General features: G+C 41.6%; 7 protein-coding genes and 1 pseudogene. All 8 read left to right on the top strand.

What is annotated here, in order from left to right; genetic code table 11:
• Nucleotides 1-2: 2 nt before the first annotated feature.
• The 8 genes and pseudogenes from ACTQ1L_RS04925 to ACTQ1L_RS04890 all read left to right on the top strand — a co-directional run bounded on the left by ACTQ1L_RS04925 (nt 3) and on the right by ACTQ1L_RS04890 (nt 14,423).
• Entirely contained in the window at nt 3-515 is a 513-nt protein-coding gene (locus tag ACTQ1L_RS04925) for a PrgI family protein (RefSeq protein WP_441365721.1), read from the top strand.
• Between the two features lie 202 nt (nt 516-717).
• Nucleotides 718-3,090 carry a VirB4-like conjugal transfer ATPase, CD1110 family gene (locus ACTQ1L_RS04920; protein ID WP_441365878.1) on the top strand — a complete coding sequence of 791 codons (2,373 nt, stop codon included), beginning with the start codon at nt 718-720 and terminating at the stop codon, nt 3,088-3,090.
• Nucleotides 3,091-3,342: 252 nt separating this feature from the next.
• Nucleotides 3,343-3,912 carry a PBECR4 domain-containing protein gene (locus ACTQ1L_RS04915; protein WP_006859616.1) on the top strand — a complete coding sequence of 190 codons (570 nt, stop codon included), beginning with the start codon at nt 3,343-3,345 and terminating at the stop codon, nt 3,910-3,912.
• A 119-nt stretch (nt 3,913-4,031) separates the two neighbouring features.
• Nucleotides 4,032-5,924, top strand: a pseudogene (locus tag ACTQ1L_RS04910) (C40 family peptidase).
• A 50-nt stretch (nt 5,925-5,974) separates the two neighbouring features.
• Complete coding sequence (locus ACTQ1L_RS04905; RefSeq protein ID WP_441365720.1) at nt 5,975-6,871, top strand: hypothetical protein; 897 nt, start codon at nt 5,975-5,977, stop codon at nt 6,869-6,871.
• A 27-nt stretch (nt 6,872-6,898) separates the two neighbouring features.
• The gene (locus tag ACTQ1L_RS04900; protein ID WP_117715684.1) at nt 6,899-7,117 is read left to right on the top strand and encodes a DpnD/PcfM family protein; all 219 of its coding nucleotides are present in this window, start codon (nt 6,899-6,901) and stop codon (nt 7,115-7,117) included.
• Nucleotides 7,114-7,482, top strand: a complete 369-nt coding sequence (locus tag ACTQ1L_RS04895; RefSeq protein WP_055062784.1) for a hypothetical protein — start codon at nt 7,114-7,116, stop codon at nt 7,480-7,482. Before ACTQ1L_RS04900 ends, ACTQ1L_RS04895 begins: the two co-directional genes overlap by 4 nt.
• A 14-nt stretch (nt 7,483-7,496) precedes the next feature.
• Nucleotides 7,497-14,423 carry a helicase-related protein gene (locus ACTQ1L_RS04890; protein ID WP_441365718.1) on the top strand — a complete coding sequence of 2,309 codons (6,927 nt, stop codon included), beginning with the start codon at nt 7,497-7,499 and terminating at the stop codon, nt 14,421-14,423.
• The last annotated feature ends 8 nt before the right edge of the window (nt 14,424-14,431 follow it).

The following is a 14,431-nucleotide window of genomic DNA, read 5'->3' as shown; positions in this document are numbered from 1 at the left end:
CAATGGTTATCGAGATTAATAAAGACATTGACCGCTATCAGGAATCTGTGGCAATGGGGCTTACAGCAAAACAGCTTATATTTTCTATTGCCAGTGTAGTAGTTGGTGGCGGTATCGTACTTCTTCTTTACAAATATATCGGTCTTACGGGTTCAGCTTATGTGGCGATACCTTGTGTAGCACCGATTGCCCTTGGAGGGTTCTATTCCTTTAATGGTATGAGCTTTTATGAGTATATGGGTAAAAAGCTGTATTTTATGTTTGCAAATAGGGCACTAACCTATGTATCGACAGAGGGAGAGCCGACGATTAAGGTATTTCAACTGGAACAGACTGAACAGGTAAAGAAGAAAAGTAAAAAGGCTGAGACGGAGATTACTACTTTGGAGTCGGCAGTAAAGAAGCAGGAGGAATTTGAAGCAATGAAGAAAAAGACAAGAAATATGTTGCTTGGGCTTGTAGCTGTGATTGTAACAGCTGTGGCAGGAATTGCGGCATACAAGGCAATGCATTAGTAACTAAGAGAAGTATCTGACCGGAAGGTCGGGAACTAGCCCGTTGGGTGAGTTCCCGGCGGGCTTCAATGCTCTGATAAATCAGAGAAAATGCTCCGCAGGATTGCAGAAATGCACAGAGGAGAATCATGCGTTGTATGATGTGCATTTCGCAGCATGAATGCAGGCATTCATGATTAAAAAGAAAGCGAGGTTAGAGACAATGGGTTTATTTACAGACGGATTTAAGCTTTTAAAGAAGGCAAGTGAGCCTTTGTATAAGACACCTAAATCCATTCAGGAAACCATAGAGATTATGGCGGTGGCTGAAAACGGCATTTTTGAAATAAGCAAGAATAAGTATTCCAAGTGCTACCGCTTTTGCGACATCAATTACACTACAGCAACAGAGGATGAGCAGATTGGAATATTTGAGCGATACTGCAAGTTCTTAAATTCGCTGGACTGTAATTACAAGATTACGATTAACAATAAGAACAAAAACATGGATGATCTTCGAGATAAGGTTCTGATTGCTGAAAAAAGCGATGGCTTCAATAATTATCGTAGAATCTACAATGACATCATTGAGGAGAAGATTATTGAGGGCAGACAGGGAATTGAGCAGGAAAGATACCTGACAATTACAATCGAGAGAAAGAATTTCGAGGAGGCAAAGGCACAGTTTGCCACACTTGAGGCAACGATACACAAGGCTTTCATAGAGCTTGGTGCAGAGATTGTACCTCTTAGCGGAAATGAGAGACTGAAAGTGCTCTATGACTATTATCATCTTGGAGATGAGGGCAGCTTTGATTTTGATATTAAGAAGGCAAAGAAGGTCGGAGCAGATTTTAAGAATGATCTGTGTAATGGAATGGTGAAATATTTTCCAGATCATTTTGAGGATGAGAGTAAATTTTGTAAGGCACTTTTTATCAAGAAGTACCCAAGCAGTTTATCAGACAGATTTATCAATGAGATTACCTCTCTTCCGGTTCATTCCATTACAAGCATTGATGTTGTGCCTGTACCAAAAGATTTGACCACTAAGGTCCTTCAGAAAAAGTATCTTGGTATTGAGTCCGATATTATAAAGCAGCAGAGAATCCGTAATAAGAATAATGACTTCTCTACGGAAATCTCGTATGCCAAGAGAACTGAGAAAAAGGAAATTGAAGAAATCATGGATGATGTTCGTGAGAATGACCAGTGCCTTTTCTTCGTGGGAGTTACTATTATTCTTATGGCAGAGAGCAAGAAGGAGCTTGAAAGTGTATGTGAGACAGTAGAGACAATCGGGAAGCGTAACAGCTGCACGATTGATACGCACTACTTAAAGCAGAGGGAAGCACTTAATACAGCACTTCCGATTGGCGTAAGACAGGTGGAGACAATGCGTACACTTCTTACCCAGTCGCTTGCGGTACTTATGCCATTTAATGTGCAGGAGCTTAATGACAGTACTGGCAATTATTATGGTATCAACCAGATTAGTAAGAATGTGAATATCGGCAACAGAAAGAAGCTCATTAATGGTAATGGTTTTGTATTCGGTGTGCCGGGTTCTGGTAAATCCTTCTTCTGCAAGATGGAGATGGGAAGTGTATTCTTATCAGGCGATGACGAGATAATTGTCATAGATCCTATGAATGAATACTTTGATATTGCTGAAACTTACGGCGGAACTGTAGTAAATATGTCTACTTACACGGATAATTATGTGAATCCGCTTGAAATGGATGTATGGAGCCTTGATCCGAATGATTCCAAAGGAATGGTAAGAGAAAAGGGCGAGTTCATGCTTGGTCTTTGTGAACAGTGTATCGGTGACAGCTTAAATTCAAGACAGAAGTCAATTATTGATAGATGTGTGAGAAAACTGTATATCGACATTGCAAGGAGCAAGGAAAAGTATATCCCTGTAATGAGCGATTTTTACGATATTCTTATGGCACAGCCGGAGGACGAAGCAAAGGACATTGCATTATCTTTGGAGCTTTTCGTAAATGGCTCACTTAATATCTTCAACCACCAGACAAATGTGGATGTAGATAACAGATTTACAGTCTATGGTATCAGGGACTTAGGCACGGAGCTTAGTCCTATCACAATGCTTGTAATGATGGAGTCCATTCAGAACAGAATTGTTGAGAATGGTAAGAGAGGCAAGGCAACATGGCTCTATATTGATGAGTTCCATGTCTTACTTAATTCAGAGTATTCTGCGAAATATTTACAGCAGCTCTGGAAGAAAGTAAGAAAGCAGGGAGGTCTTTGTACCGGTATCACGCAGAATGTCATCGATCTGTTGCAGAATTACACAGCAACCACAATGCTTGCAAACTCAGAGTTTGTGGCACTTTTAAAGCAGGCTAATACGGATAGTTCCAAGATGGCAGAGGTTATCGGAGTCTCAGCGGCACAGCTTAGATTTGTAACCAATACCGCATCGGGAATGGGACTTATCAAGTGTGGTTCAGTGGTGATTCCTTTTGATAATCAGATAAGTAAGGATACGGATTTGTACAAGCTGTACAATACCAACATTCACGAGATAATTGAGATGAAAAAGCATGCAAATGAAAAATGTTAATTCTTTATGAAGTCATGAATTTTGGATTGACATATTTTCATATGACAGGTAATATAATATTAAAGACAGGCAACTTGAGTGTCTGCCAAGCGGCAAAGTAAGGTGTTGTGCCAGAGAGCAGTGCCTTATGAGCTTTATAAGGGTTTGACATTTACCACAATCTGGCTAGAGGTTAATCCTCGAAAGAAAATGTTAGAAGGGCTCTGCTTATGCAGAGCCTTTCTTAATCTAAGGATGTAGTGGAGAACTGTAATGAGGAATGTTTTAGATTGCATAAATGCATTTATTCCGCTATTATCAACCGAATATGAGCTTGTACTAGGGAGAAAAGGTGTTTCAGTTACATTAAGAATTTCATTTGATAAAAAAGATTGTTTTCATCTTATGGGATTACAATATCTGGTAGACAGACCTGAATTGAGCCGAGACAGAGGCAGAGTATTTGATGAGATAGCAGATGGAACAATTACAATTGAAAAAATAGAGTCATCAGATTTTTATAATAAGATAGAGCAAAGAGTTCATTTCCTGCCATTGCTTGAACAAATGATTGATAGTAATGATACTGTGTTTAAGTATAATAAGAAAGCAAATATGTATTCAATGATTGAGGCTGATTATCTTATGGAAAACAACGTGGAGAGCAGGAATCTATTTTTGTTTTTATCTAATGATGAAGGAGATAATTATTTCTGTCGTTCATTTTTTCCAGAGGAAAAGATGGATTATTCAAAAAATCAAGCATCGTGGACACTTCTTTATAAGAAAAAGATTGATTTATCAACCAGAATAGAGACAGTTCTTTACAATAGAATTAAATAGATTTTTACATAAGCCATTTGGACTAATCATCCAGATGGCTATTTTTTTACCCATTTTTGGGTAATGGATGTAGAAAGAAGGTGAGAACATTGAAGATAAAAAAGGTGGATGATAAGCCTATGGTCATTCACACCAAGGAGAAAGCCAAGATTCATGCCCACGAACCAAAGGGAGCCAAGATTAAAGGCAGCAACATCTATACAGTAGAGAGAGGTCCTAAGACTATCGGTGCAAAGGTATCTGATGATAAAAAGAAGTCCTATCGCAAGAGCACCATTCATCAGTCAGAGGCGAAGAATAAGGGATTATCAAGATTCAAGCGAAACTATAGAGAATCCAACACTTCCATCAAGACCAAGAATACCAATCTTCACATAGTAGGAAGAACAGGTGCACTTGCAGCCGGAGCTGTAACAGAGCAGGTGGAAGGCGGGCATGAGGTATCGCAGGCAGCATATCTTGCATATGAAGCTAGCCGACCTGTTACCGGAACTGCTTCCAAGGGTGCAGCACTTTTCAGGAAAAAGGCGGCAGCAGAGGCAAAGAAGCGTATCAAGAAGGTAGAGGCAGGAAAGAAGCTGGCAAAAAAGACAGCAAAGAAAGCTGCCAAAGATACAGCCAAGACGGTAGCTAAAGAGACGGCAAAAGAAACAGCCAAGACTACTGCCAAGGTTGCAACAAAAACTGCTACAAAGGCAGCTGCTACAGCGGCAGGAACAGCAGTTGCACCGGGAGTAGGTACTGCAATCGGCATGGCAGCCGGATATGCTGCAGGTGTGTCCATAGAGGTTAAGGATGAAAAGATGACCAACCGGAGCAGGAAGATAAAGTTCTTTCTGGATAAGATGAAAGCACAGGAGAATCAGACAGACAGCGTGGCAAAGCTGGTAAAGGATCTGATTGTGCGAAAAGCGATTACCTGGGTAAAGGCAGCGGCACCGATTATTGGATTGGTGCTTTTATTACTTGTTCTTGTAGTAGCCATGATTGCGGTTCCGGTTATTGCGGTGATAGCAATCCTTTATAATTCTCCATTTGCTTTATTTCTGCCACCACTTGAATCAGGAGATACAGTACAGACAGTAACGAGTGCTTATGTGCAGGAGTTTAACCGGGATGTGAACACGAAAGTGAATGAGCATACCGGATATGACCTTGGAGAGCTTGTATATGTGGATTATGAAGGTATGGAAGAAAACCCAAGCAATTACTATGACATCATGGCTGTCTATATGGTCAAGCATGGTGTCGGAGATACTGCAACAGTCATGAATGACACTTCAAAAGGCTGGCTGCAGGCAGTAGTAAATGATATGTGTTCATACACCACAAGCACCGGAACAAAGGATGTGGAAGAAACGGATGCAGATGGCAATGTAACTACTGTCACAAAATCGGTTCTGTATGTGAATGTCACACTAAAATCGTACAGGGATATGATTTCGGTCTATTGATTTAATTCTGATCAGGTGGAAATGCTTGAGCAGATCATGAGCACAGAGTTTATGGGACAGCTTGGATATGCCGGAAGCGGAAGTGGCGGCGGAGGCGGAAGTCCGGGAGTAAGCTCCATGACTGAGGATGAAATCAATGCCATCCTAAACGAAATTACAGACAGCAGGCAGAAAACAGTCTGCTCCTATGCACTTCACAGAGTTGGTTTTCCATACAGTCAGGATATGAGAGATTCCGGCAATTATTATGATTGCAGTTCTCTTGCATATTACTCATGGAAAGATGCAGGCGTGGATATTAGTTATGGCGGTGCAACCACAGCGGCAGCGGAGGCACAAGGACTTGATGAAGCCGGAAAGACTGTCTCCTTTGATGAGTTACAGCCGGGAGACCTTATCTTCTACAGTTTTACAAGCAACGGAAGATATAAGAACATCAGCCATGTGGCAGTATATGTCGGAAATGGCAAGGTGGTAGAGGCACTTAATGAAAGTCTTGGTGTGGTCTACAGGGATGTGGCAAGCACAGGAAAGATTGTTGTGATAGGAAGACCATAACAGGAAATTTGCAGAGAGGGCATAGTCCCTCTCTGAGACTGGAGGTAAGAATGGAATTAAAAGATATGATACTGGTAACAGAAAACGACAGGGGAACAGAGATAAATATGCTGATGACTCTGGATGATTATAAGAGTTTTATTGCAATTGATGACATGTCAGAGCTTGCAGACAATTTGTTGCAGCTGGGAAGGACGCTTGGTGATGCTGATAACTTCGCAGAGTATTACAGGGCAGCAAATGTAACGGTATCTGCGAGATTCTGTCTGGATGATATTCAGCTGGGACATTTTCTTCAGGGATTTTATAACGATTCCAAAGAATTTCGGTTTGATAAAGAAGCCAGTTCTTATGAATGTGTTGCAAAGCTTAAGGAGATTGGAATGACCGATAAGGGCTGGGTAGATGATTTTAACCTGCATTATGAAAGTGTGGACAGATTATTTGAAAGGGGACAGACATTCCATAACTTCAATGATCATGATTACATGGTGCTTGAAGCATTATCACCAAGAAATCTTGTGGTGATGGATATGAAGTCAGGTTCCCTTACAATCGCCCTTGGTGCGACAGAGTATAAGCGTTATCCGAAGGATGAGAAGCCTACAAAGGACAATACCACAATCGGGGTATCGTGGGAGCATGGCATTTATCTTGGTTCCACACTCTCAACCACGAATTTCAAGGCATACAAGAGGGAGTATGGCACACCGGAAAAGATAGAGGATATCTATGATTACAGGGCAAAGCTAAAGCAGAAGTTCTATTTTTATCAGGATATGTCAAAGGATGATGATGTACCGAAGAAGCTGCAGAATGACTTCCTTCACCAGATGTATGAGGATTTTGGAACGATTGAAGAGGACTGTTTTTACGACAGGCTGGAAGATGGAAAGTTCGATGGAGGCTTTAAGGAAGGACAGGTAAAGGAAGAAAAGAGCCGGTGATGAGATTTTTACAGGAGGCGATATCATATGGAACAGGAATTTGATGTTGAGATAAAAGAAGTGCTTTCACGAGTACAGAAAGTAAAGGCAGAGTCGCTTGACGATGCCATCAATAAGGCAATGGATATGTATTATGCAGAGCAGATAGTCCTTGGAGCAGAGGACATGAAGGGAGTTGATTTTGCACCTATCAGCGAAGGTCAGCTCCCTTCTTCATTAAAAGAAAACGGAGGAAGAGCAAGATGAAAAGTGATTCAACAACAGTAATTAAGAACATGGAGTTTTTAGTAAAGGAACTTCATAAGGAGTGGGACAGATCGGGTGCTTCTAAGGCATCCGTTATTATTTCCCTTGAGGAAGTAGATGGTATCAATGATAAGTTAAAAGAGATTATCTATCAGACACAGAAGTCAGTCGATGAGGATGAGCTGACCTTTAAACAGAGCATTGCAAAGTCCAAGGAGTGCTATGTGCTTCTTCGTGTGGTGCGTAAGATTGCAAAGAAAAAGGATAAATGCGAAAAACAGGCAATCGACAATGAATTTGCAATCGAGCTGGATAAGGATGAGTTAAAGCTCTTTAAGGGATTGTTTGCAGAGATGTTTAAGTAGAGGAGGACAAAGGTATGGGCGTTGATATGAAGGTCAAAGCGATATACGATTCTGAAATTGGTAACATCACCAGATCAGAAAAGAACTGGAAGGATGTGTTAAAGATTGCGGGTCAGTTATACCGCTATGAATTTGACAATATCGTTATGGTAACAGCTCAGAGACCTCCGGAAAAAAGTACACTTATGGCAGATTATGATACCTGGAAAAAGGTGGGAAGATATGTAAAGCGTGGTGCGAAAGGCTGCGCTATCTTCCCGTCAAGGGCACTGAATCCACGCATGAGGTATATATTTGATATCAGTGATACCGGAGGGAAGAATGTTAAGCTGACATGGGACTTGGAGGGAGAGAAACTAAAGGATTATATGGACTTTCTTGTTTCAGAAGGTCAGATTGAGCAGTACGATAACGATGATAAGGAGTCTCTAAAAAACACACTAAAACAGTTTACAGGAACAAATGTTTGGACTATAATAAAGGAAGAGTTCGGGGATAGAATGACCGAGCTTATGCAGCTATCAGGTAGTGTGATAAAGGAATTCAACGAAAAACGCAATGGCTTACAGCAGGAAATGAACATGGAACAGCTTGTTTATTCAAGTGTCATGTATGCTGTAGGGACGAGATGCGGATTTGACTTATCTATGCAAGAACAGGATTTTAGTCAGATCGTAAACATCAGGGATGAAGAGATAGTTTACCGTCTTGGTTCCATTGTATGCGATGTCTCCTGTAGTGTTCTTAGAGAATTTAGTCGTAACTTAAAGACCATTGAGAACGAAAGGAGAATGAATTATGGTAGATGGACTGACTTACACAGAGGTGGACGGACTGATGTATCCGGATATAGAAATGCCGGACGAGGCGGAGAATTTAAAAAAGCTGGGCAAGTACGGAAGGATGGCGATGCATTATCTGGAGGAGAACGAGCCGGAAAGATACAAGACTCTGATGAGATTCGGGATGATGTACGAGAAGATGTCAGCGGTAGAGGAGGAAGCGAATCAGCTGTACGACCAGCTAGAGAAACAGTATCTGGAAAAGCACAAGCCGCAGAATCCATCCTCGACAATGGAGATGTGGAAACTGAGAGAACAGGCGAAGATGCAGGCAGAGGAAGTAGTGCTCCACCAGATAGTAATGAAGTTTCACTAAGAGATGAAACAAAAGAAGAACTGAATAGAGAACTTGATGAAATCAATTCATTGGGTGTTAGTAAGGAAGCCGAATATACACAGGCTTCCTTTTTTTTCGACCAGAATGGACAGGCAAGCTTTGGTGCTATTCATACCGAGGATGAAAACAGCAATCAGTTTATGCGACAGTTCGAGCAGGACAGAAAAGCTGCGTTAGCTGGTAAATATAATTATCTGAATCCTAAGAAGTCAGCCACAGTTCCGAGTGAGTATATCAAACAGGTGCTTATGAGAGGAACTGGCTTTATTGGTGGCAAAAGCAGGGTATGTAAGATATATGAGACAGAGATTGATGCAGGGACCAGAGCAAAGCGTATCAAAGCTGAGTATGGTCAGGGAGGTGCAGGCTGGCCGCTTGACGGTCTGGGACTGCACGGATATGACACATTTCATGGTAATGGACTTCGTTTTCAGTGGAGAGATGAAGATGGTGAGGTTGAAGGATATGTTTCATGGAAAGATATTGAAAAGGAGCTAGGAGTTCTTATTCTTACAGGAGAATATCAGCCGGAGACACCTCGTATTGACGAGCTTGCAATGGATGGACTGCGTGAAGATGATGATGTCATTGATGCAGAATACAGGGAAGCAGAAGAGGCAGAATCAGAGATTGATGATTATGCCATTCCTGATGAACCGGAAAGTTATGCAGTCAAACGTATTACACCACAGGAAGCTGATGATGAGGAACGTATGGTTACAATGGCTGAATATGGTGCAGAGATTGAAGCTGAGTCTGAGACTAATAAAAAAGATCCGTCTGATTTGCAGTATATTACACCAATTGATTATGCCAAACGAATAGCAGAACTTGATGAAGACCTGCGTGATGCAGCAGAGATTCTGGTATCAGATTGCAGCTGTTATACACCTTTCAGGGCATTTCTAATGGATGTGGTGCAGTCGGACTTTGCATTTATGCCGAATAAACTTGACCTTATCAGGGATATAGCATTAGGTGCAGATAATGCAGAAAGAAAAGCATATTCCAATAATAAGTATGGTCTTGTGGAATATTCAATCAGAAGTGCTTATGTGAAGCTCAGCTATAAGAACCGGAATGGTGAGCGTAAGGAAGGCTCACTGGACTGGCGTGAAATTTATGAAATCTTATCCTATATGGTAAAACAGCCATTTTACTGTGGAGAAGATCAGAAAAAGTATTATCAGGAAACAAAGCAGCAGACGGACAGGAGTAAGATGAATCCTGTCTATAAAAGATTCTTTGATATTGAGGATAGTGTCAGAGCCAATCGTCTTGAAAACAGGGAAAGAGCGATTACAAATGGCTGGAATACTAAGATTGATGAGAACGGACATGTAATTTCTGATCATACAGTGTCAGTATCTGCGGGTGGTATCCAGACTGATATAGAATCGCAGGAAGCTGTGGATTCAACATCAAAGCAGGAGTCATTACAGCAAGTAGAAAGCCTTGATACTGAGAAGAATATTACCGGGCAGGAAAAGCATAACTTTCATTATAACCTATGGGAGGTGGAAAAGGGCGGAGCCAAGACCAGATACCAGTGGAATATGGATGCAATCCGTACCTTAAAGCAGATAGAATCAGAGAGCCGTCTTGCCACACCAGAGGAACAGAAGATTTTGTCAAAGTTTGTCGGCTGGGGTGGATTATCACAGGCATTTGATGAGAACAATGCAGGCTGGAATAAAGAGTATAAGGAACTCAAAGAAATTTTATCTGATGATGAATACAGTGCAGCAAGGGCAACTGTAAATAATGCTTTTTATACTTCTCCGGAGATTGCCATGTGCATGAACTCGGCACTTGTACAGTTTGGTTTCAGAGGTGGCAATATATTAGAGCCATCAATGGGTATCGGCAACTTCTTTGGAAGTATGCCAGTACCTATGCAGCGAAGCAAACTGTATGGAGTTGAGCTTGACAGTATTTCAGGAAGAATAGCAAAGCAGCTTTATCAGAATGCGAATATCAGTATCACAGGTTTTGAGAATACCACATATCCAGATAACTTTTTTGATGTGGTTGTGGGAAATGTGCCATTTGGTGATTACAAGGTGTTTGATCCAAAGTACAACAAGTATAACTTCCGTATTCATGATTATTTCCTTGCAAAAGCACTCGACCAGGTAAGACCGGGAGGCATGGTAGCAGTAATTACCACAAAGGGAACACTTGATAAAACAAATCCTACTATCAGAAAGTATCTGGCAGAGAGGGCAGAGCTTGTTGGAGCAATCAGACTTCCGAATACTGCATTTAAGGATAATGCAGGAACCGAAGTAACTGCGGATATTCTGTTCTTACAGAAGAGGGAGAGAAAGATTGATATCGAGCCGGACTGGGTACACCTTGGTGTGACTGAGGATGGTATTGCAGTCAATTCATACTTTGCAGAACACCCGGAGATGATTCTTGGTCATATGGAATATGATGCAAGAATTTACGGACAAGATAGCAGATACACAGTCTGTGTGAATGATGATGAGAACTTTAATATGTATGAAGCACTCAATAAGGCAATCAGCAATACCAAAGCACAGATGACAGATTTTGAAAGGGCAGCAGATAGTGAAGAAAAGGCTGAGGAAGTCATTCCTGCAGATCCCGATGTGAGAAATTATACTTACACATTCTTTGAAGGAAAGCTCTACTACAGGGAAAATTCCGAGATGGTAAGAAAAGAAGTATCTCAGACTGCTGAGGAGAGAATTTTAAAATTAGATGAAATCAGACAGATAACAAGAGAATTGATTGATATTCAGATGGAAGGCTGCAGCGAGGAAGAGCTTGCAGATAAACAGAGACTTCTTAATGTAAAGTATGATGCATTTGTAAAGCAGTATGGAGCCATTACTTCAAAAGCAAATAGGATTGCCTTTCGAGATGACAGTGATTACCCGCTTCTTTGCAGTCTTGAGGAAGTAAACGAAGACGGGGAGGTGAAGAAGGCGGATATGTTCTATAAGCAGACGATTAAAGCAAAGACTGTCATAGACAGAGTGGAAACTGCGGTGGAGGCTTTAAATGTGTCAGTCAATGAATTTGGGTATGTGAATCTTGCATATATGCTTTCTATCTATCAGCCGGATATATCTGAAGCATTGGAGAATCTGGCAAAGGAAAGCGGTAACCCGGTGGAAGAGATTTCATTAAGTGATGATGCTGCAATGGAATTAAAGAGGGCAGCTTTGGTTAATGAACTGGAAGGACTGATTTTTCTTAATCCCGACCGTTACAACGAGAATAACCCGGATATTGGCTGGGAGACAGCGGACGAATATCTGTCGGGCAATGTAAGGGATAAGCTTCGTGTAGCAAAGGCTATGGCGGCTGATACCGATAATCCACAGGCAGAGAGGTTTGCAGGCAATGTGGCAGCATTAGAGTCAGTGCAGCCGGAGTGGATTGAAGCTTCGGATATTGATGTAAAAATTGGTACGACTTGGATTGAGCCGTTTGATTATGAGCAGTTTATCTATGAGCTGCTTAATACACCAAGGAGAGCAAGGGCTGTCAGAAGCCAGTATTACAATTCGGGTATTCAGGTACACTTAAATAAAATGAGCATGGAATGGTTCATTGAGAATAAAAGCATGGATAAGCATTCAGTGGCAGCTACTAAGACTTATGGTACAAGCCGCATGGATGCTTATTCTATTTTTGAGGATACACTGAACTTAAAAACTGTAACAGTCAGGGACAGGATTGATGATGGTGATGGAAGGTATCATTACGAAGTCAATAAGAATGAGACAATGCTTGCAAGGGAAAAGCAGAACATGATCAAGGAAAAGTTCAAGGAATGGCTGTTTTCAGAGCCGGAACGCAGACAGAAGTATGTGGAGTATTATAACGAGACATTTAATAACATCCGCCTGCGTGAGTATGATGGAAGCCATCTGCAGTTTCCGGGAATGAATCCGGCGATTGAGTTAAAGCCTCATCAGAAAAATGCGGTAGCAAGAATCCTTCTTGGAGGAAATACCTTATTGGCACACTGTGTTGGTGCAGGAAAGTCCTTTGAGATGATGGCAGCCTGTATGGAGCAGAAAAGACTTGGACTTGCCAATAAGACAATCATGGTAGTTCCAAAGCCGCTTATCGGTCAGACAGCCAGTGAATTTTTAAGGCTTTATCCGTCAGCCAATATCTTGGTTGCTACGGAACGTGACTTTGAAAAGAGCCGCAGAAAGCAGTTTGTATCAAGGATTGCGACTGGAGATTATGACTGTATAATCATGTCTCATTCGCAATTTGAGAAAATCCCTATCTCAGCAGAGAGAAAGGAGAGGATGCTTAATGAGCAGATTGAAGAAATCAGTTATGCGATTGATGAGATGAAGGAGCGTAACGGAGAGCGTTGGACTGTTAAGCAGATGGAGAGCCAGAAGAAAAAACTGGAGGAACAGCTAAAATCATTAACTGATGAGAGTAGAAAAGATGACCTGATTACCTTTGAGGAGCTTGGTGTAGATTCCATCATGGTAGATGAAGCGCACAATTTTAAGAATCTTGCCATATTTTCAAAGATGAATAATGTGTCGGGAATCAGTAGCTCAGGGGCTAAGAAGTCAACGGATATGCAGCTTAAGTGTCAGTATCTGTCAGAGATAAATGATGGCAGAGGCATTGTATTTGCAACCGGTACACCAATATCCAATACAATGTGTGAGATGTATGTTATGCAGCTTTACTTGCAGAAGGCGGCTCTTGAAGAGATGGGAATTTATCACTTTGATTCATGGGCTGCAAACTTTGGTGAGGTGACTACCGCATTGGAGCTTACTGTTGAGGGAAGCGGTTTTAGATTTAAGAGCAGATTCAATAAATTTACGAATCTGCCAGAGCTTATGAATATCTTCCGTGAGGTAGCCGATGTGCAGACAGCAGACATGCTTGACCTTGATGTACCGGATCTTCGTGGCGGTAAGCCTATCATTGTGGAGTCAGAGCCGGACTGGTATGTAAAGCAGGTCATGGAAAACTTTGTTGCAAGAGCAGAGCGTATCAGAGGTGGTGGAGTTGATCCGAGTGAGGACAACTTTTTAAAGATCACTCATGAGGCAAGACTATTAGGAACGGATGCAAGACTGATTGATAAGGATGCTCCAAATAATCCGGATGGAAAGCTCAACAAGGTAGCGGAGAATGTGTGGAGAGAATATGAGAAAGGAAATGCTGACGGTCATATAGGCTGCCAGCTTATTTTTTCGGATATCGGCACACCGGGACCGGATAAGGACTTTACTATCTATGATTATCTGAAGGAGACACTTATCCAGTATGGTATTCCCGCAGATGAGATAGCATTTATCCATGATGCCAAGACGGATGCACAGAGAGACGCACTTTTTAAGGAGATGAGGACAGGTAAGAAAAAAGTACTTATCGGTTCGACTGACAAGTGCGGAACCGGAGTTAATGTACAGACACACCTTGTTGCTATGCATCATGTAGATTGTCCTTGGAAACCTTCATCTATCGAGCAAAGAGAAGGTCGAGGCATCAGACAGGGTAATGAAAACAAGGAAGTTGCAATATACAGATATGTTACCAAAGGAACCTTTGATGCATACAACTGGTCGCTTGTGGAGAATAAGCAGCGTTTTATTAGTCAGGTTATGACCAGCAAGGCAGTAAGCCGAAGTTGTGAGGATATCGACGAGGCAACTCTTTCTTATGCAGAGATTAAGGCGGTTGCAACTGGCAATCCGTTAATCAAAGAAAAGATGGAGATTGATAATGATGTCTAGAGACTTAA

The organism is Agathobacter sp. LCP21S3_B2 (assembly GCF_052118705.1).
Taxonomy (GTDB): domain Bacteria; phylum Bacillota; class Clostridia; order Lachnospirales; family Lachnospiraceae; genus Roseburia.
This window is presented reverse-complemented; position numbering and strand designations above follow the sequence as displayed.